The following is a 20,003-nucleotide window of genomic DNA, read 5'->3' as shown; positions in this document are numbered from 1 at the left end:
GAAGAATATTAGGGAAGATATACATTCTCTCGGCATCGCAGCTTGGGAACTCTGATTCAATGTACCCTCGCATGGACCTGGACACTGAATGCCGGGGAAAAGTGGGCAGTAAAATCCGTAGGTATCGGCGTACGCAAAGATGATCGATTCCTGCAATATCTCTTAGAATCGCCACCATAGGAAGAGCGTCTACCACCACGAGCAGCCGGTAGCTCGTTCAAGAGACATACTCTGGCAATCATTGGCTGAGTAAAAAATCTTGTGTTCGACCTAGGAAACATGGAGCCGGCGGCCACCACTTGTAGCGTCGAAACTGAGTTACTTGGAACTGAACAACAAGAAGCGATCGTAGGGCCTTTTCAAAACAAGAGACGCTTGCCGTTTAGACTCATGGCATCAGAACAACGAAATTCTTGATCTTAAGGAACACGGCAAATCAGAAACCCAGAATCAGTGATGGATCGACGTGAGTATGATTCTTGCTCGAGAAGAAACGAAGACGTGCAACCATACATGCGTGAGGCTCGAAACTAGGGAACGGGTTGGGGGGCCAAAAATATCTGATTTTGGGATCTTTACAGCTTTTTCATCGTGAATGAATTCAAAAACAAAGTCTTTAATTTGTATAGTTGCTGCCAGTTGCCAAGACAGCCTTCGAATCAGAAACTGCCTAACCTGGACTGGGGTAAGGGTGTAAAAGGGCCCGCGTTAAGCCACTGCTGAAAATATTTGGTTAAAAAAGAAGTGAGGATCAACCGCTAGGTGGATCCTCACTTCAATCAGTTCTTCGACTTAGAGGTATTCGGCGAAGTCCTTCTCGATAACTGCCTTTGGCTTAGCACCGATCGAGGTCGCGACGTGCTCGCCACCCTTGAATACGTATACAGCAGGAATGCTGGTGATTCCGTACTTTGCGGCGATGGCCTGGTTCTCATCAACGTTGACCTTCACGACGTCAACCTTCGCAGCGTGCTCTTCTGCGATCTGATCCAGGATTGGACCGAGCTGGCGGCAAGGGCCGCACCATTCAGCCCAGAAATCGACGATGACTGGCTTGTCGGCATCCAGGACTTCAGCCTGGAAGGTTGCTTCAGTTACTGCTTTTGCGTTGCTCATGAGAGACAACCCCTTTCTGAGAAAACTATTAGGCGGTAGCGAGGGTTTCGGACACGTTGGCCAGGTAGTGCTCCACGTCCTGGGCTGCGGCGCAGCCCGAGCCTGCCGCGGTGATGGCCTGGCGGTAGGTGGAATCGATGACGTCTCCGGCAGCGAATACGCCAGGAAGCGAGGTTTTCGAGGTACGTCCATCGACGGCGATGGTGCCTTCGGCAGTGAGCTCCAGCTGGTCCTTGACCAGATCCACGCGTGGGTCATTGCCGATGGCTACGAAGATGCCGGTGACATTTACAGTGGTTTCTTCGCCGCTGTTGCGGTTCTTCACGACCAGGCCGTCGACCTTGTCGGCGCCGTTGATGCCGATAACTTCGGAGTCCCAGATGAACTCAATTTTCTCGTGGGCCAGGGCGCGGTCTGCCATGATCTTCGAGGCGCGCAGCTCATTGCGGCGGTGCACCACGATGACCTTGGCAGCGAATTTGGTCAGGAAGAGGGCTTCTTCCATGGCTGAGTCGCCACCACCGATCACAGCAATGGTCTGCTCGCGGAAGAAGAAACCGTCGCAAGTCGCGCACCACGAGACGCCGTGTCCGGAGAGGCGCTTCTCGTCTTCCAGGCCGAGCTCGCGGTAGGCGGAGCCGGTCGAGACGATGATGGAGCGCGCGCGGTAGACAGTACCATCTGCGAGGGATAGGGTCTTGATCTCGCCTTCGAGGTTCATCTCGGTGACATCATCGAAGAGAATTTCAGCGCCGAAGCGTTCTGCCTGCTTCTGCATGTTGTCCATGAGATCTGGACCCATGATGCCTTCAGGGAATCCAGGGAAGTTTTCCACATCGGTGGTATTCATCAGTTCGCCGCCAGCAGTGACGGAGCCAGCGATAACCAGCGGGTTCAGATTTGCACGGGCGGTGTAAATCGCGGCGGTGTAACCGGCAGGACCCGAGCCGACAATGATGACATCGCGGATTTCTTCGTTCTGTGCTGAAATCACGGGGGTAGAACCCTTTCGTTCTAATAATGCGAGGTGGATAGCAAGGTCTTACCTCACTATCCACCTCAACGCATTGCTTTCGTAAAAAATTCCGCTTCTATTACTTGGCGGAGAATTCACCGATCTGGAGACCGAATGGACGCGAATCATTGCCACCGGATGCCTTGCGAGGCAGCTCGGTGATGTTCAGGAACACGTGGTTCCCTTCCATATGATCCTTGTCGTCGCCCTTGACGGTGACCGAGACCGAAGGGCCGGAGAACGAACCCTTGGCTACGGACTTGGCGTCGCCTAGATCAGCGGATTCGCCTACGAGGATTTCGTAGTCTCCGCCGGTGCCGTTCAGGCCTTCGAGATTGACCTCGGAGACCTTTGCCTTCTCTTCCAACTCCAAAATGAAGACCATGTTTGAAGCGAAGCCGCCGAAGTCAGCGGTGGTGAAGGAGTAGGTGGCGTAGGCGCTCGAGGCATTGCCGTCGGTCATCTTGCTCAACCTGTCATCGGTTTCGGAATTCAGCTGCTGATTTCCAGGAACCAGACGGGATACGTCAGCGATCTCAGGGGCAGGCAAAGACGGCTCAGAGGATTCTTTTTCCTTGTCCGACTCAGATGGCTCTTCCGAGGATTCCACGGAAGTTGGCGAAGTGCTATCGGCAGTGGTGTTCTTGTCGCCACCAAGGAAGTTGAAGGCGAAGACTACGGCAACTACCAGCACGATGAGCAATACGGCACCTACCAGCAGGCGGGTACCCTTCGAACCGCTCTCTTCCTCGTCCTGCTCATCAACCTGTGGATCCTGGGCAGGAGCATTCTTGGCAGCAGCTGGGAATGTGGAAGCCTTTGGAGCGGCAGCTGCAGCACCCGCAGTAGCTCCTGCACCCGCAGCAGCGCCAGTGGCGGCACCGGCAACAGCGGCGCCCTTCTTCTTGGCTGGCTTCTCTTCTTCCTGCGCAGCCTTATTGGCTTCAGCAGGCTCCTTTGAAGGCTTAGCCGGCGAATTGCCCTTGGACTGGGCCGCAGCCGCCAAAGCTGCAGTTGCCGTGACATTTGGTTCGTCCTCGTCTTCCAGACGGGAGACCTTTGGCTTGTCTTGTGGCTTTGGCTTTTCTACAGGTGCAACCGGTGTAGCCACGGTTGCAGGAACCTGCTCATTAGGTGCGGTCTGGTCGAACTGCTCTTCTTCGCCAGGCTGTTCCTGATTCTTCTTGCCGAAGCGGTTCTTCAGACCAGCGAAGCCACCAGCCAAGGCCGAACCGATCTTGCCTTGGTGTTCCGGCTCGTCATCGTACTGAAGCTGTTCGTAGTACTCGTTGTCGTCTTCGTAGGTCTCTGGGACGGCCTGACGGGACTCGCCGAAGATCTCGGTGCCCAAGGTGTCGGTGAAGAACGGTTCTACGTATGGAGCGTCGTCGGTTTCCAACACCAGATCCAATAGATCTGAGGAACGCGCGGTGTTGGCCACGAGGTAGGTCTGGTTGGAGTCAGTGATGCCCAGATCCAGAACCTGTACGTTGGAAGCACGCTCGCCCATGGCGATTTCACGTGCGCTCGTTGCCAACTGCGAAGAGTTCTCCACGGAAGCCACCATGATGCTGACCGTGCGGTTCAGTACCTGATCCACGCCACCGAGTACCAAGTCTCCTTCAGCTGATGAAAGGACGCTCTCGGTGACCTGGTAGCGACCGCTGAGGACTGAGCCGACATCAATTGGCTGCGACACGTGCATCTCCAAGGGGTTGGTTTTGGTTCGGTGGCAGTCCGCAGACTACCACCTGCCATGTTACCGGTCGGAACAGGCTATTTGGTGCCCATTTGCCCAGAATCACTGGCAAGTTTCCGTGGATTATTTGCCTTTGAGCCCTGGGATTCTGCGAAGGATCGGACCGAGGAAGCCATGGAGCTCGGGAACCTTGGTTTTGTAGAGCAGGCCAATGAAGACAATACCCATTACAAAGGCCACGATAGCCACCGAAATCAGAGCGGTAAACACCGAGTCGTAGGCGAATCCGAAGTTGAATCCACCCAGCAACCAAAGCGCCACAACGCCAATGCCGGCGGAGAGCGTGGCCATCCATCCAACGCGGATGTAGGTGTCGATAACCGAGGAAACACCATAGTTTCCGTAGCGACGCTTGATCAGATAGTGGGTGCCGATGCAGGTTAGAACGTTGGTCAACCCGTAGATGAAGGCAATCGCGGCGGCGATATGAAGCGGATCGATCAAGGCAGCAGCTAGGAATGCCAGGACCAGTCCCACAGCCGCTGTGGCCGACTGGATCAGCATCGGGGTGCGCGTGTCTTCCTCTGCATAGAAAACACGCAGCATGAAGAACTGCAGGGACTTGAATGGCAGGCCAAGCGCGGTGAGCACCAGCAATTGGCCAAGGGCTCCGGCCGCCTGTGCTGCATTTTCGGAACTGCCTGCGAACAAACGGCCCAGTGGACCAGCGAGCACGATGAAGACCAGGGTGCAGAACACGATAGGAATGGCGGTGGAGCGCATGCCTTGATTCAGCAGCTTGCCAACGTCTTTGCGGCGGTTCTCAGTGAAAGCACGGGCGAAGTCATTGAACAGCACGGTGGCAACGGTCAGCGCGAACAGCGAATGCGGCAGCACCGTGATCAGCTGCGAGGTATTCAACGCATACTCGCCGGCCACCGAGGCAGCCTGTTCGGCCGGCAGGTGCGTTCGAGCGGCAGTAGCTCCAGAAACGATCTTGGAACAGACCAGTGAGGAGAGGTTGCCGATCACCATGGCCGCCAGGGTCCAGATGGCCAGCTTGCCCACGTGGCGCAGCCCCATGCCGCGCCATTGGAAGTCCAAGGTGAGCTTCAGCCCGGTCTTCTTCAATGGCCAGAACAGTACTACGGATTGCAATACGATTCCCAAGGTGGCGCCGCCGGCCAGCCACATGGTTTTGACACTGCTCCGGTCCTGCATCGGATCACCCGAAGAATAAGCTCCGAAGGTCAGGATGAAGGCGCCAATGACGATCAGCTGAATGACGTTGTTGACCGCAGGAGCCCACAAGAACGCGGCAAAACGGCCATTGGCATTCAGTACCTGGCCCAGCACAGCATAGAGCCCATAGAAGAAGATCTGCGGCAGCGACCAGTAGGCGAAGGCCGTTCCCAACGCGATCATCGGCTCGGTCCAGTTATTGGTGAGCACCGTAATCAATGGCTTGGCGCAGAGGGTGAGAATCAATGTCAGGATTCCCATGCCCACCACGGTCAGCGTGACTAATTTGGAGGTGTACGCGGCACCGCGGTCTTTGGCTTTGGAAGCCTTGATCAACTGCGGGATGAGCACGACATTGAAAATGCCGCCAGCCAAGAGCATGTAGATGATGGTTGGAATGACATTGGCTTTTTCAAAGATGTCCGCAACCGAAGTCACCGAGCCAATGGCCATTGCCAGGAAGGCAGTTCGCACGAAGCCCAGTACGCGGGAAACCATCGTGCCGGAGGCCATCAGGGCATAAATTTTGGAGCGCGAACCCGCTGGTTGCGCTGTGTGCTGTTGCTGTGGAGGTTCGGCGACTACGTCCGTGGCTCCGGTGTGTGGCTGATCGGAGCCGGCAGATGAATTAGGAACCTGAGACATGCTTTGTAAGGACCTCGCGTGCCAGATCAGCGATCCGGCGCTCATTAGGGAAGGACAGGCGCTTGCCTAGGGAGCCCAGAGGCACCCAGGCAACATCGACGGCCTCATGATCGGGATCATTCTCGATCGTCAGATGTCCGCCGGTAGCTTCCAGTAGAAAATGGTGCACGGTCTTGTGCACACGGTAATTCGTCACGGTGAACCAGTAGTCAACCGAGCCCAGCGGGGCGAGGATGCGCCCGGCGATGCCGGTTTCTTCCTCGATTTCGCGGATTGCCGCTTCCTCATTGGTTTCCACGCCCTCCGGGTGGCCCTTGGGCAGGCACCATTCCAATCGTCCGCCACGGTTGTACCGGGCAATAATTGCCACGGGGAAACTTGGGTCATTGAAGTCGATCACGATGCCACCGGAGGAGACCTCTTCCACGGTGGGAAGGCTCGTGTGGCCGCCGGTTGCCTGCGCATGAGCCATTGACGCAGTCAATGGGGTGCGCTTTGGGGCAGACGGGATCGGACGTTTCATGGAACCACTCTATCGAGAAAGTACCGTTCCTCGCCTGATCGACGTGGAGGAGTAAGTTATCTCGCAGGGGATTTCGCCGAAATTTCAAGCATTCTTCCCAGATTTCTGGCACGCTTAAGTAACTATGCATGCACTTCCCTCGCCTGACGCGTTGCGTCAAATCCTGCCCTCGGTCATTTTCGACTTGGCCGACCGTTTTGTTCGGGCGGGTCATGAGTTGTCTCTAGTCGGTGGACCGGTTCGCGACCTGTACTTGGGACGGGTATCCCCGGACCTGGACTTCACTACTAGCGCACGTCCGGAAGAAACCATCAAGGTGATCTCAGGGTGGGCCGATAACATTTGGGATGTGGGACGCGAGTTTGGAACTATCGCTTTCAAAAAGGGCGAACACACCTTAGAAGTCACGACCTACCGCGCTGATGCCTATGACAAGGAATCACGTAAGCCGATCGTCGCTTTTGGCGATAACTTGCATGACGATCTGTTCCGTCGTGACTTCACCATGAACTCCATGGCACTTCGCTTGCCACAGCTCGAGCTGGTAGATCCCTTTGACGGAGTGAGTTCCCTGGAAGATGGATCCATCCGCACTCCTGGAGCTCCGGATATCTCCTTCTCTGATGATCCGCTGCGCATGATGCGAGCTGCTCGATTCGCTTCGCAGCTGAAAATCGAAGTAAGCCCAGAAGTTCGCAAAGCCATGAGCGAAATGACCGATCGCATCGACATCATTTCCGCTGAACGTGTCCGTGATGAGCTGATCAAGCTGATTAACGGCGCCGACCCGCGAGCTGGCATTAATCTGCTGGTGGAATCGGGTCTGGCGGACAAGGTGCTGCCCGAAGTTTCGGCACTGCGCTTGGAAATCGATGAGCACCACCGCCATAAGGATGTCTACCAGCACTCGCTGACCGTGCTGGAACAGGCGATCGCCTTGGAAACCGATGACGACGGGCCGGTCCCCGGTCCGAACTTCATTTTGCGCTTCGCTGCGCTGATGCATGACATCGGCAAGCCTGCGACCCGAAAATTTGAACCAAGCGGCGCAGTGTCCTTCCGCCATCACGACATGGTGGGCTCCAAGCTCACCAAGGCACGGATGCGCGCACTGCGTTTCGACAAGGACACCACCAAGGCCGTAGCACGCCTGGTGGAGCTTCATATGCGCTTCTATGGCTACGGCGAGGCTGGCTGGACTGACTCCGCAGTACGCCGTTACGTCACTGATGCGGGAGATCTGCTCGAGCACCTGCACCGCTTGACCCGTTCGGATGTCACCACGCGCAATCGTAAGAAGGCTGACCGCCTGGGGTTTGCCTACGACGACCTCGAGGCGCGCATCGCGAAGATCGCCGAGCAAGAAGAACTGCAGTCCATTCGTCCAGACCTCGATGGCGAGCAGATCATGCGCCTGCTGGATATCAAGCCGAGCAAGGCCGTTGGCCGCGCGTACAAGTTCCTCTTGGAACTGCGTTTGGATGAAGGCCCACTGGGTGAAGAAATTGCCACCGAGCGCTTGCGGAACTGGTGGAAAGAGCAGCCTGAAGCTCAAAATCTGACTACCGAAGAGTAATCTTTGACCTGACCGTCAAGGCAAAAGCACCTGAAATCCGCAAGGATTCAGGTGCTTTTCTCGTCCCGGGAAAAGTTCTTAAATATTTTGCGCTAATTTGTAGCACGAACAGCTAAATCCATGTATGCTGAATACTGTGATTGGGAAGTCTCAATGAGACTTGCGGATCGAGAAATTTTTCCAAAGAGGCCCCATGGAATACATGGTTAGGCCGAGAACAGATTTTAGGAGGTGGCGAAATGATTAATACCAATTGGTACACAGAGACTCATCGCGGAGCGCGATTTAATGGCTTCTCTCGTATGACTCGTCTTTGCAAGTACATTTCCCCAACCTCCGGACTAGCGGATTTTTAACCCAAGGTAAATCCCGCCTAAGTTCCTGAGGTTGCAGGTCAGTATTCGACTCTCTCCCTTAGGAACTTTTTTCATGTCCAGCCCACTGTTCACCTCGTCCGCTCAACGGGCAGTTCGCACCTCGGAATTAATCTTCGCAGGTCCAGAAAGCCTGAAAGCTCGCGCAATTTCAACTACGCGCCAAGATCTTCCCGCCCCTTCGACGCTGACCGAAGGGAGGGAGAATAAATGAAAAAGCGTCAAAGCAAGCGCAAGTTCACCAATCTCGATAGCACTGAATTCCATCGCAGCATGCGTCAGCGTGAGCTGAAGAACCACGTGCCAGCAGAAATGTACTTCCGGATTCGCTGAGGCCGACAACGCCATTACCGTTGTCAGCTAACTAGAATTTGAGGTACACAAGATGAACTCGCTAGGTATTTCCAAGAGGCCCGCCGGCCTTCAAGCCGGCGGGCTTTCCGCATCCACGGCAAGGTTGGATGCAACAATGGCCAGGACCTTTCGGCCCTGGCCATCGCTTTGCCTCTTGCTAAGGCTTAGCGCTCGATGTCACCGCGGATGAAGGCTTCCACCTTGTTGCGTGCGCTCTCATCGTCGTACTGCTCTGGTGGCGACTTCATGAAGTAACTCGATGCCGACAGGATCGGACCACCGATGCCGCGGTCCAGGGCGATCTTCGCTGCACGAACAGCGTCAATGATCACGCCGGCCGAGTTTGGCGAGTCCCAAACTTCCAGCTTGTATTCCAGGTTCACTGGAGCGTCGCCGAAGTTGCGGCCTTCCAGGCGAACGAAGGCCCACTTGCGGTCATCCAGCCAAGCAACGTAGTCGCTTGGACCGATGTGAACATCGTCTTCGCCCAGGGCGGCCGAGGTGTTCGAGGTGACTGCCTGGGTCTTGGAGATCTTCTTGGATTCCAAGCGCTCGCGCTCGAGCATGTTCTTGAAGTCCATGTTGCCGCCGACGTTCAGCTGGTAGGTGCGGTCCAGGACCACGCCGCGGTCTTCGAACAGCTTCGCCATCACACGGTGGGTGATGGTTGCGCCGATCTGGCTCTTGATGTCATCGCCAACGATTGGCACACCGGCATCGGTGAACTTCTGGGCCCACTCCGGGGTTCCGGCAATGAATACTGGCAGTGCATTGACGAAAGCAACGCCGGCGTCGATGGCGCACTGCGCGTAGAACTTGGCAGCCTTCTCGGAGCCAACTGGCAGGTAGCAGACCAGAACGTCGACCTTGTTGTCCTTGAGGGACTGCACGATATCTACTGGAGCCGCGTCGGACTCTTCGATGGTCTCGCGGTAATACTTGCCCAGTCCGTCAAAGGTGTGGCCGCGCTGAACGGTCACGCCGGTGGTTGGAACGTCGGCAATCTTGATGGTGTTGTTCTCGCTGGCCAGAATGGCTTCCGAGAGGTCGAGGCCGACCTTCTTGGCGTCGACATCGTAGGCAGCAACGAACTGAACGTCGCCAACGTGGTACTGGCCGAACTGCACGTGCATGAGACCGGGAACGGTGGCATCAGCATCGGCGTTTCGGTAGTACTCGACACCTTGGATAAGGGAAGTGGCGCAGTTGCCTACGCCTACGATGGCAACGCGAATCGGGTTCGCCGACACATGAACTCCTTATTGAAATGTATAAATCCTTTGGACATTCGGGCGCGCGAAAGCGTGTCCCGCAAAATGACCCATATTGATCGTAAGTCTTAATGGAGCCCAAACATTCCCAATCGTGCCCGTTATCACCGAATAACTCTTGGGAAACTGTGCTTGGATAGGGCAAAGCGGCAGGGCTCTTACTTCGGTTCACTGCCGAAGTTTGCAAAAACGTACGAGAGCTAGATCCAATACACTCATGACTGATTCTGCTGCAGCAAGTTAGAATGCCCTTCATGAATAAAGTGAGTTTTACTCATGACAATGAATTTGCACCATTTCTGCGTGCTTGCCTGAAATAGCGTCGCAACTTCACCAATACTTTGACTAGAGGCGAAGGCAAAGTGGTTCTCAGTCGATGGCGCAATGGCTGGCGACGGATAAAAGCCAGCATCTGCGGATCAGTTTGCAGTTTCCCGGCTCGAGCTCGCTGCGCGAGCAACTCGAGGGCATGGATGAAACTGTGGTCAACCCTGTGGAAGTAATTTTCCCTTAACCATGCTTTGTTGGGTTCGCCGAAGTTCAGGCCCACGACATCATCCAAGGTGCCGATCACGCCCGAAGCGGTAAAGACCGTATTGATCATCTGAGCGCTGACACCAAAGTCCGAGAGAATCAGAGTCGGCAGACCTCGATCCAGGGATTCGAGTGCAGCAGTTGAGGATACCGTGACCAGAGCACTACCAGCTGCCAGTGCTTCACTCATTGAACCGGTATCAAAGCGAAGCTGCGAGTCCTTGCTGATTCGATGCTCTGACTGCAGCTTGGTGAACAGCGAGTCGTAGGGAAAGGCCTCAAGATGAGTCTGTGGTTCGCCAGCCTTGGCGCGCAGTTTGATTACCACCTCGAGCTCTGGATTCAGTTTGCTGGCCTGCTCGAGAGCCAGCAAGATTGATTCGCGTTCACTCTGTTCAGCGGGCACCTTCGCCTGCGGGGCGAACACCAAGCGGTCGACCACGTGGTTTTGTTCTGGAGGAAAGCCTGCAGAATGCAAGAACGGCAGCTTGCTGACCATGATTGTCGGCTGGTGCCCGGGCTGGCCCTCGGTCATGAATGAGAAATCCCGTGCTTCAGCATGCGAGTGGCAGATGAAAGCATCGCCGGCTCGACGATAATTCCAACCCTTCTGCGTTGCGGGAAAGGCAACGCCAGGCAGTGCCGAGATCAGTGCGGTGCAGCGGCCATCTGTCGGTTCGGTACGCAGCATGCGCGAGTAGATCTCGGCAACAACTGGACCGGTGGCCGAGGCAAAAATAATATCTTCATCGACGGAGTCAGCTTCCAACTGCGATACCGAAACCACCTGCAAGGCGGCAGGATCAAGATCGGTGCCTTCAAAGGCAGCGGCGATCTGCTGGGCAGTTGGCATCACCGGGGTGCGCGCCAGATACACCTTGCGGTCCCAACCGGGACCTAAGCGGTGCAAGAAACTTGTTGCCAGTTTCAGATAGGAATCCGAGTCGGCGATGGCAAGAATTGAAGGCTTCATCAGGGCAGTCACACCTTCAGTGAACTAGATAGGTGCTCGCGCAGCTCAATGGGAGTACTTGCAGTCCACCAGCCATCGGGAACGGCCTGGGGATAGAGGAAACGGGAATCAGGACCCAGCAACAGGCGCAGGGAAGGAATTACCGTGGAGGGCAAGGCGCGGATCTCCTGGCCCGGGCGCAAAACTCGCAAACGCATCTCAATGGGAATGGTGTGCTCCTTGAGCACCACCTGGTCAATGGTGGAAATCTTCGCCAATAATTCGGGAGTTTCACGGCGATGCGGGAAGTAGGCAACCGGACCTTCTGCAGCGATCTCTTCGATCCACTGCAAATACGGCTGCTCATGAATCAGGTTGTCGGCGACCATGGCAGAACCAATGAGCAAGGTAGATTCGGTGAACTTCTCAGCCACCGGCTGCGTCGCGAGCCACTCGAACTTGTGCTGCGCGAATTTGATTCCCAGATCAGCCATCCTCTGCCGGGATTCGAGGTCGACATATAGCGCTGAAACGATCAGCAAACGATCTTCGCGGGCCAACTGGCGCAAACGATGCCAAGCGGCCAACCCCATGGCCGTTCGCGCAGCAGAATTCTTGGTTCGGGCACGCACCAACGGAGTCGGATCAGCGGAAATCAGCTGCTTGATCAGTGCCAGCGTAGCCATGCCATCATCGATGATCACTATTTCTTTGGCGCGTACTCCGGCGAGCAAGGCACGTTGGATCTTGCCTGAGTAGGCGTCGCCGGTGACGTACCGTTCGGCAGCACTTTTGGGCTGTGGTGGTTTACGCGCCGCCGGCTCGAACTGCACCCCGGCAGGGGCATGACGCAGCATCGCTTCGGTCGTGGCTTCCAGTGGCATCCCATGACGGGGAATGATCCGGATGTCGGTGCCCAGCAGCCCGGCAGCGTGCGTTTCCACCGCAGAAAGCAGCTGCAATGGCGACTCGACCCAAACGTGTGCCGTGCCGAAACGGGGACGCGGGACCTCGTTGGTGTCATGTTGAGTCAGTTTCATCATGGTGAGGGTCATTTTGCCAGTCGGCCCAGGGATTTGGAAAGCGTATCAAGACGTTTAGACCCATGGCGCAGTACACGACGCGATGCGCCACGAACCTTCGAAGGCAGTGAACGGCGTGAGCTGATGTGCGCCCAGCGCGGAGGCAGCTCGAGCTTGGTGATGCGGCGGCGCTTGAAATGGGCCGAGAACTCCGGGTAGTGCGCGGCCAGGAAGGATTCAGCCTGCTCACGCAGATGAGGCAGCTGGGCAGCCTGCATGCAGTAGGCGACGGCAAGCAGCAGGTCGGACAGGCGATCCTCCGCACCGCTGTGCTCGGGAACCGGCAAGTCCTGGACAAACAGCGCGTGGATGATGGACAGCGGGATGCGGTTTGAATTCTCATAGGGTGCCAGGGCCTGCAACAGCATGCCGGTACCCACCGCGTAGACCTCGGTGCCCAAGATGAATTTGGCGGTGGCCAATCCGGTGGAGAAGCAAGAGATTACCACAGCAGGGCGCACCGCGGCAATGACGGTTTCGGCCAGGTGGTCGGTGTTCAGCAGCCGGAAATCCAATCCCATGTCCTTCGCAGCGGCAGCCAGCCGGGCAGCCGAGGTGGCGCTGGCCGAAGGGTGGGCCTTGAATAAGACGGTGGAAATTTCGCGCCGCGATACTTCGTTGAGCATCTCCAAGTGCAGCTCAAATTCTTCCTCGGCATCCATCAAGCCCAAAGAGCCCAGATATTGCCCGAGGATCAGTGCGCTGGAAGAAGGCAGGTCGAATTCTGCTCCATGGGCCAGTTGGCTGAAGATCCCAGCCAGGTTCTCGGTGGACAGGACCTCGCGCCGTGGCTGAAGCTCGGCGAGCAGATGAGGCTGCAATCCGGGAACCAGATCCACATGGATGGTACCCATGATGCGCTGGCGCAGTGGCATGGGAAGTCGGTTGCGTGTGGGGCCATAGGACATCAGACCGTCGGAATGAATCCACAGCTGGGCATCGAAGAAAATCCGTGCCAATGCCCGGGCCGGATTGACCTGGATTGATTCCAATACCAAGGTCAGCGGTTCATCACCCAGATCCCAGGCGCTGCGCAACAGGCGTTCGAAGATATGCAGTTCGTCTTCACGCGGGTTGAACTGTGCCGGGCGGCGCGGTGCGCTCAGCGCCGCGAAATCCACGACGCGGTCAAAACGGGCCGCAAGCTTGTCAAAGCCCGGCACTTCATCCAACGCGGTAGTCAGTTCCGGTACCTGCGAGCCGTTGGCCAGGACAAGGATCCGTTCATCTGCTTCGGGGAGCAGTCCTGCATCGGCCATGGCGGCCAGAGAAGCAAGCTGGAAGTAGCTGCTGGCTTCAATCAGTGCGATCACTTGGCAGCCCCTATCTGGCCTGGCTGGAGGAAGGAGAGAATATGGCGGCGGCGGGCAACGTCCATCTCGAGGGCGACTTGGCGGGCCATCGGGGCATCAATGGTGGTGAAGACCTGGCGCAGCTTCTGCTTCATTTCCAGGCGGACCTCAGGCGGGTAGTTCTTCGCGCGCTTCTCGTGGTGGCACACGATGGCGAAGAACTGGCGCATCGCCTTGGGCAGGTGGCGATCTGCGTCCGGGTGCAGGCGCACTTCGGTGAGGATTTGCGAGTAGGCCTGAATGAATCCAAGCTGCCGATGGTCGAAGACCTGGGTCAGCGAGCCTGGCAGTCCACGGCGGTAGAACACCCCGGGCGAGGAGACCACGGCATAGCGTTCGGTATTCAGATGCAGCTTCCACAGCCACAGGCGATCCTCGGCACTGTGCAGCTGCGCATCGAAGTACATCAGCCCGCGGGTGCTCATCAGCTCGGTGCGGTACATCCCGGCCCAGACAAAGGCGTAGTCCACCATGGAGGGAGAATCGATCGGCTCAATGTCATCGGCCGGATGCAGGGGCATGCCTCGCAAGGCCTGCGGGGCGCGGTGGATGACCCGGTTGGTGCCGGTGACCCGCACATGATCGCAACGCACGAAGTCCACGTGCAGTTCCGTCAAGGATTCGGCCAGCGTTTCCAGGTGCTCGGGGGAGTACCAGTCATCTGGATCGAGGAAGGTGAAGTATTCGCCGGTGGCCTGCTCCAAGCCGGCGTTGCGGGCAGCCGAGACACCGGCATTCTCAGTCAGTGAAATCAGCTTCAGGCCAGGCAGCTGGTCCTGGTGGCTGCGGACCAGGGCCGCGGTCTGGTCTTCAGAAGCGTCGTCGACGACGAGCACTTCAAGCTCCCAGCGTCCCAGCTTCTGCCGGACTAGTGATGACAGGGCGTCACAAATATATGCTTCTTGGTTATAGGCGGGGATAACCACGGAAATGCGCCCGGGGATCAAAGTCATTTTGCTCTTCACGGCCTTCCTCATGCAGACAAAAATAAACGGCGGTTGGACCCGTCGGTGAGTCCAACCGCCGGATACGTTGGCGTGCTTAGGCGTCGACGCGGCGCAGGCGGCTCAGCGGTGCCAGCTCGCCTGGGAAGACCTTCTTCACGCCGTCACCCATGGCCTGCTCCAGGATGCGGATGTCGCGGATCAGCGACTCGAAGCCCTTTGGCTCCAGGGACGATGCCTGGTCCGAGCCCCACATGGTGCGGTCCAGGGTGATGTGGCGCTCGACGGTCACTGCGCCCAGGGCGACAGCAGCCAGCGAGATCTGCAGGCCGCGCTCGTGGCCCGAGTAGCCCACTGGGACCTGGTAGCGGTCGCGCAGGGTCTCGACCATGCGCAGGTTGGCCTCCTCAGGAGGCAGCGGGTAGGTGGAAGTTGCGTGCATCATCACCAGGTTGGAGGTGCCCAGGGTTTCCACGGCCTTGTCGATCTGCTCGATGGTGGACATTCCGGTGGACAAGATGATTGGCTTGCCGGTCTGGGCCAGAGCCTTGAGCAGCTCGATGTCGGTGACCGATGCGGAAGCGACCTTGTGGGTGACTGCGCCCTGTTCTTCCATGAACTCAACCGATGGAACGTCCCATGGCGAAGCGAAGGCGTGCAGGCCCTTGGAAGCTGCGTAGGAGATGAGTTCTTTGTACTGGGCCTGGTCGAACTCGACGCGGTAGCGGTAGTCCAGGTAGGTCATGTCGCCCCATGGGGTGGAGCGGATCTTGTCGCGCATGTCCATCGGGGTGGAGATTTCCGGGGTGCGCTTCTGGAACTTCACTGCGTTGGCGCCGGCAGCAGCCGAAACGTCGATCAGCTGCTTGGCAATCTCGATGTCGCCATTGTGGTTGATGCCGATCTCGCCGATGACATAGACCTGCTGGCCTGCGCCGAGCAGCGATTCGCCGATTGCAACTGGCTTGATGTCAGTAGTCATGGAGGTCATGGTTATTGCCTTTCAGTGGGTGAAACTTGGAGAAATTTTGGTAGCTGAGCGGGCGGCGAGAACTAGTTCGGCTAGTTCGCGTACCGCGCCATGCCCGCCTTTGCGGGTCAGCCGGTGGCGTGCAGCCCGGTGTACTTGGTCTTGGGCGTCGGCCACGGTGATCGGCCAGCCAACCAGTGCCATCGCACCCAGGTCGTTGATGTCGTTGCCTACGTAGGCAACACGAGCCGGGTTGATGGATTCGTCGGCAAGCCAGCGCGCCAGATATTCGGCTTTGTTCTCGATGCCGTGGGCCACTTCCACCTTCAGCTTGGCGGCGCGGGCAGCGACAACAGGGTTGGTTTCCTTGGAGAGAATCAGGAACTTCACTCCGGCGGCCCGTAGCCGGGCCACTCCCATTCCATCGGAGCGGGAGACGCGCACGGTTTCTGTCCCGTGCTCATCGACATACGCGGTGTCCGGGGTGTGCACCCCGTCGAAATCAGTGATGACCGCATCCACTTCAATTGGTTCCTGGCTGGCGGGAACGGTCAGTTCTGCCAGCTGCAGGTCGGCTTCGGTATCAATGTCGATGCCGTGCTCTGCGGGAACTTCTTGAATCCGGACCTGTCCGAAGAAGCGATGCCCTGCTTCACGGAACCCGGTGGTTTCCATGGCATAGAAGGCTCCGGTTTCGCGGAAGCGGGGTTCGCGGTCCTGGCGGCGCGGGCGGTGCATTTTGTCATGCCCCACGGCGGCCGCTTCGCCCTGGGCATCGAGTGCCCAGTGGAAACCGTGATCGGCAACCGCTGCTAAGCACACATCTGATCGCCCGGAAGACACGGTTGCGATAGCTGCGTCCAGGTCCTTCGGATCGATCATCGGGCTGGTGCACTGGATGAATACGGTGACCTCTGGCTGGGTTGGCGCATTGTCCAATGCGTGAAGCAGAACCGATTCGCTGCTGGCCGTATCGCCGGCGATCTCTGCCGGTCGATCAATGACGGTAGCTCCGTAGCGCAGTGCTTCGGCCTTGATTTGCTCATGGTCGGTGCTGACTACGACGTCGCTGACTGCCGTCGCGGCCTTGGCTGATTCGATTGCGCGTCCCAGCAGCGACTTGCCGCCGATCTCACGCAGGTTCTTGAGCCGGATGCCCTTGGATCCTCCCCGAGCGGGGATGATGGCCATGGCTTTTGGCTGATTGGTTTTGCTCACGAGTAAGACGCTATGGGCACAAGTTAACCAAGAGGGGGTATCTGGGTGAACGCACGGTGAAGTGCCGATGTAATCACCTGACTATTTGCTGAATGTGAGGTCAGCAAGCGTTTTACGTTAGTGTTCGGGGGATTAGAACAGGGTTCAGGTGAACCGGAAGTGCGTAAATGATCAAAGCGAATAATGAAACATGAGCGTGTAAGACGGTGCTCGGGGGCAGAACATTTAGGCTGGGAGGTATGAATGAGCCAAACCAGCCCCAGCCCGCGCGTGGACCTGTGCGGATTACCGTGCCATCACGCGCTGACGGGTTCCTTCGACAGTTCACTGCACTGATCGGCGGACCTTTGGGCCGGCATAGCGAACCGGGTCGAATCGACCCGGGATTCTTCAGCGTTGAACGCGTCATCATCTTGATGACTACCGTCGGTGCACTGCTGATGCTGTTGGCAAAGAACCCGTGCCGGATCAACGGGTGGACTGGTAACAACCCTTACGCCTACGCCTGCTATAGCGACTGGGTCCCGCTCTTTTCCGCTCGTGGTTTCGCGGAAAACCCGTGGGCGCCTTTCAGCGCCGCGGCCCAGTTCGAATATCCGGTGTTGATGAGCACGGTCGCCTCGGCTGTCGCTTCGATCATCCCCACCGGGATCGAGAACCGTTCCCTGCTGTACTTCGATATCAATCTCTTGCTGGTAGCGATCTTGTGGATGGTCACGGTCATCGCCACCCTGCGCATGACTGGGCGGCGCCCCTGGGATGCGGCGATGGTAGCAATCGCGCCGGGCATCATCCTGGCCGGCAGCATCAACTGGGATATGTGGGCTGTGGCCTTGCTGGCCCTGGGCATGTTGGCCTTCGCCCGCAAGCACACCGTTTTAGCCGGAGTGCTGATCGGTTTGGGCACCGCGATGAAGATCTATCCGTTCTTCATCCTCGGCGCGGTGCTGGTCTTGGCTATCCGCACCGGAAAGTTCAAGACCTTCTGGGTCACCGCCGGTACTGCCGCGGCAACCTGGGTACTGGTGAACCTTCCCTATGCGCTGGCGTTCCCCACATCCTTCATGCACTTCTTCAACTTTTCCTCTGAACGCGGGGCAGGCTTCTCCAGCTTCTGGCACGCATTCAATGTCATTGCCGATAACCGGGAGGGCATCGCGCAATTTGAAGCGGAACAGATTTCCCGTTACGGCCTGATTCTCTTCTTCCTGTGCTGCGTGGGTGTAGCGGTGCTGGGGCTGACGGCTAAACGCACCCCGCGACTGGCTTCCATGGCCTTCTTGATCATCGCCTCATTTGTCATGGTCAATAAGGTGTATTCGCCGCAGTTCATCGTCTGGTTGATTCCGCTATTTGCCCTGGCCTTGCCGCGATGGCGTGAATTCGTGATCTGGATGCTGGTGGAGGTGGCGCACTTCTACGGTGTTTGGTTCTATCTTGATTCCCTGTCTGCCGAAGAAGCGCAGAAAGCCTTCCCGGAGACCGGCTACGTAGTGCTGGTGCTGGCGCATATGGTGATGCTGGGATACCTGATGTTCCTGGTTGCACGTTCCATCCTTGACCCGCGCCACGATCCGATTCGAGCAGTGGGCCAAGACGATCCATTGGCCGGACCGTACGCCGGTGCACCCGATCGCTGGACCCTGCGAGGTCTGCTGGCTGGATCCAAGAACACGAACGAAGTGGCGGAAAATAAATCATGATTGACGTTGCCGTTGTCGGAGCAGGACCCAACGGGCTGGCGGCCGCAGCAGTAGCTGCCCGTGCCGGATTAGAAGTCACGGTTTACGAGGCCAATGACAGCATTGGCGGGGCCGCGCGTACGCAAATGCTCAACGGTTCCCAGGCGAAGTTTGATTTGGGCAGTGCGGTGCATCCAATGGCGATGCAATCCCAGGCCATGCATGAACTGGGCGTCCACGACAAGGTGGATTTCATCGTTCCGGAGATTTCCTTTGCTCACGTGCTGGATCGCAGAACGGCCTATGCCTATAAGGACCTGGAACGCACCGGAGAAGAACTTGGCGGGGCAGACGGTGAAATGTACACGCGGCTGCTCGGTCCACTGGTCAACCAGATCGACGGGGTCAGCCAGACCCTGCTCAATCCCCTGCTCAAGGTCCCTTCGAACCCGTTAGCCTTGGCGACTTTTGCTTTGGGTACGGTAGCCGGGATGGGTCTCAAAAACCTCTTTTCTGGAAAATTTGAACGCGCTGCCGCGCTATATGCAGGCTGCGCCGCGCACGTCGCAGGCGGTTCGCGCGGCCCGGCTAATGCCGGGGCAGGCTTGTTCCTCGCGGCAACCGCACATGGCAAGGGATGGGCTATTCCGCGTGGCGGCTCCCAAGCCATCAGCAACGCATTGGCCGAAGAGGCAATGGCTTACGGAGCAAAAATCCACACCGGGGTTCGCATCAACCATATTGATGAGCTCTCTGCGCAGAACGTCCTGTTTGATACGTCGGCAGAAGACGCCGCCAAACTCTCCAATGGCCATCTGCCAGCACAGCTTTCCCACGCAATGCTCAATACCCGGCGCTCGCCGGGAAGCTGCTTGGTGCACTATGTGCTTTCCGAACCGGTTCCGTGGCGCGATGCGACGCTGGGCAAGGCCGGGACGGTGCACCTGGGCGGCACAGCCCTCCAAGTGGGGAAGGCCGAACGCACCGCGATACGCAGGGGATCGGCTAAGCCGTACATGATCGTGGCCCAGCCATCGCAATTCGATAATTCAAGGGCACCGCGGGGCCAGCATGTGATCTGGGCTTACTGCCACGTGCCACTGGATTCTCCGGTCGACATGAGCCGGGAAATCAAGGACATGATTGAACAGGCGGCCCCGGGGTTCAGCGATGCCATCCTTGAAGCACATGTAGTGACTGCCAAGGAATTGGAAGCACAGAACTCGGCGCTGGTCGGAGGGGACCTTTCCGGGGGAACCATGGACCTGCTGGGCAGCATCAAACGCCCGCGGATCTCCACCGATCCGTGGTACCTGCAGTCCAAGGGGCTGTACCTGGTTTCCTCAGCTGCTCCTCCGGGCCCATCGGTGCATGGCATGGGCGGATTCCTCGGGGCTCAATCGATGCTGAAACGAGAATACGGAATTACAAACTGGAAATCGGTGAACTGAGAA

Annotated in this window: 16 protein-coding genes; 4 read left to right on the top strand and 12 right to left on the bottom strand. The window is 57.5% G+C overall.

The annotated features are described in order from the left end of the window. Window positions 1-792 precede the first annotated feature (792 nt). The 5 genes from trxA to AARI_RS18225 form a co-directional block, all read right to left on the bottom strand. The gene (trxA, locus tag AARI_RS18245; RefSeq protein WP_013350711.1) at window positions 793-1,116 is read right to left on the bottom strand and encodes a thioredoxin; all 324 of its coding nucleotides are present in this window, start codon (window positions 1,114-1,116) and stop codon (window positions 793-795) included. A gap of 28 nt (window positions 1,117-1,144) precedes the next feature. Then, window positions 1,145-2,110, bottom strand: coding sequence for a thioredoxin-disulfide reductase (gene trxB / locus AARI_RS18240; protein ID WP_013350710.1), 966 nt, complete (start codon window positions 2,108-2,110; stop codon window positions 1,145-1,147). Between the two features lie 100 nt (window positions 2,111-2,210). Further along, entirely contained in the window at window positions 2,211-3,830 is a 1,620-nt protein-coding gene (locus AARI_RS18235; protein WP_013350709.1) for a hypothetical protein, read from the bottom strand. A gap of 123 nt (window positions 3,831-3,953) precedes the next feature. Further along, window positions 3,954-5,717, bottom strand: a complete 1,764-nt coding sequence (gene murJ / locus AARI_RS18230; protein WP_102598868.1) for a murein biosynthesis integral membrane protein MurJ — start codon at window positions 5,715-5,717, stop codon at window positions 3,954-3,956. Then, a complete protein-coding gene (locus AARI_RS18225; protein WP_013350707.1) occupies window positions 5,701-6,240 on the bottom strand; it encodes an NUDIX domain-containing protein in 540 nt (179 codons plus the stop codon). The genes murJ and AARI_RS18225 overlap by 17 nt, the downstream gene beginning before the upstream one ends. Before the next feature lie 124 nt (window positions 6,241-6,364). Between AARI_RS18225 and AARI_RS18220 the strand changes: the two genes are divergently transcribed. Then, window positions 6,365-7,816, top strand: a complete 1,452-nt coding sequence (locus AARI_RS18220; RefSeq protein ID WP_013350706.1) for a CCA tRNA nucleotidyltransferase — start codon at window positions 6,365-6,367, stop codon at window positions 7,814-7,816. 584 nt (window positions 7,817-8,400) lie between these two features. Continuing rightward, the gene (locus tag AARI_RS20335; protein WP_013350705.1) at window positions 8,401-8,523 is read left to right on the top strand and encodes a hypothetical protein; all 123 of its coding nucleotides are present in this window, start codon (window positions 8,401-8,403) and stop codon (window positions 8,521-8,523) included. A gap of 185 nt (window positions 8,524-8,708) precedes the next feature. Here AARI_RS20335 and AARI_RS18215 read toward each other — a convergent pair whose 3' ends face one another. The 7 genes from AARI_RS18215 to AARI_RS18185 all read right to left on the bottom strand — a co-directional run bounded on the left by AARI_RS18215 (window position 8,709) and on the right by AARI_RS18185 (window position 16,867). Beyond that, on the bottom strand, window positions 8,709-9,794 hold the full coding sequence (locus tag AARI_RS18215) for an inositol-3-phosphate synthase (protein ID WP_013350704.1): 1,086 nt from the start codon (window positions 9,792-9,794) through the stop codon (window positions 8,709-8,711). 295 nt (window positions 9,795-10,089) lie between these two features. Next, window positions 10,090-11,322 carry a DUF6716 putative glycosyltransferase gene (locus AARI_RS18210; RefSeq protein ID WP_041650509.1) on the bottom strand — a complete coding sequence of 411 codons (1,233 nt, stop codon included), beginning with the start codon at window positions 11,320-11,322 and terminating at the stop codon, window positions 10,090-10,092. A gap of 8 nt (window positions 11,323-11,330) precedes the next feature. After that, window positions 11,331-12,344 (bottom strand): hypothetical protein, encoded by a 1,014-nt coding sequence (locus AARI_RS18205; RefSeq protein ID WP_065763580.1) that lies wholly within the window; start codon window positions 12,342-12,344, stop codon window positions 11,331-11,333. Window positions 12,345-12,352: 8 nt separating this feature from the next. Continuing rightward, the gene (locus AARI_RS18200; protein WP_013350701.1) at window positions 12,353-13,696 is read right to left on the bottom strand and encodes a polysialyltransferase family glycosyltransferase; all 1,344 of its coding nucleotides are present in this window, start codon (window positions 13,694-13,696) and stop codon (window positions 12,353-12,355) included. Then, on the bottom strand, window positions 13,693-14,700 hold the full coding sequence (locus AARI_RS18195; protein ID WP_013350700.1) for a glycosyltransferase family 2 protein: 1,008 nt from the start codon (window positions 14,698-14,700) through the stop codon (window positions 13,693-13,695). Before AARI_RS18195 ends, AARI_RS18200 begins: the two co-directional genes overlap by 4 nt. Window positions 14,701-14,776: 76 nt before the next feature. Beyond that, on the bottom strand, window positions 14,777-15,670 hold the full coding sequence (locus AARI_RS18190) for an N-acetylneuraminate synthase family protein (RefSeq protein WP_013350699.1): 894 nt from the start codon (window positions 15,668-15,670) through the stop codon (window positions 14,777-14,779). A gap of 12 nt (window positions 15,671-15,682) precedes the next feature. Next, window positions 15,683-16,867 (bottom strand): acylneuraminate cytidylyltransferase, encoded by a 1,185-nt coding sequence (locus tag AARI_RS18185; RefSeq protein ID WP_013350698.1) that lies wholly within the window; start codon window positions 16,865-16,867, stop codon window positions 15,683-15,685. A 239-nt stretch (window positions 16,868-17,106) separates the two neighbouring features. On the opposite strand from AARI_RS18185, the gene AARI_RS18180 reads away from it, so the two are divergent. Next, the gene (locus AARI_RS18180; RefSeq protein ID WP_013350697.1) at window positions 17,107-18,570 is read left to right on the top strand and encodes a glycosyltransferase family 87 protein; all 1,464 of its coding nucleotides are present in this window, start codon (window positions 17,107-17,109) and stop codon (window positions 18,568-18,570) included. After that, window positions 18,567-20,000 carry a phytoene desaturase family protein gene (locus AARI_RS18175; protein WP_013350696.1) on the top strand — a complete coding sequence of 478 codons (1,434 nt, stop codon included), beginning with the start codon at window positions 18,567-18,569 and terminating at the stop codon, window positions 19,998-20,000. Before AARI_RS18180 ends, AARI_RS18175 begins: the two co-directional genes overlap by 4 nt. The last annotated feature ends 3 nt before the right edge of the window (window positions 20,001-20,003 follow it).

It is taken from the genome of Glutamicibacter arilaitensis Re117 (genome assembly GCF_000197735.1).
Classification (GTDB): domain Bacteria; phylum Actinomycetota; class Actinomycetes; order Actinomycetales; family Micrococcaceae; genus Glutamicibacter; species Glutamicibacter arilaitensis.
The sequence above is the reverse complement of the archived record's forward strand: the minus strand, read 5'-3'. Positions and strand labels throughout refer to the sequence as shown.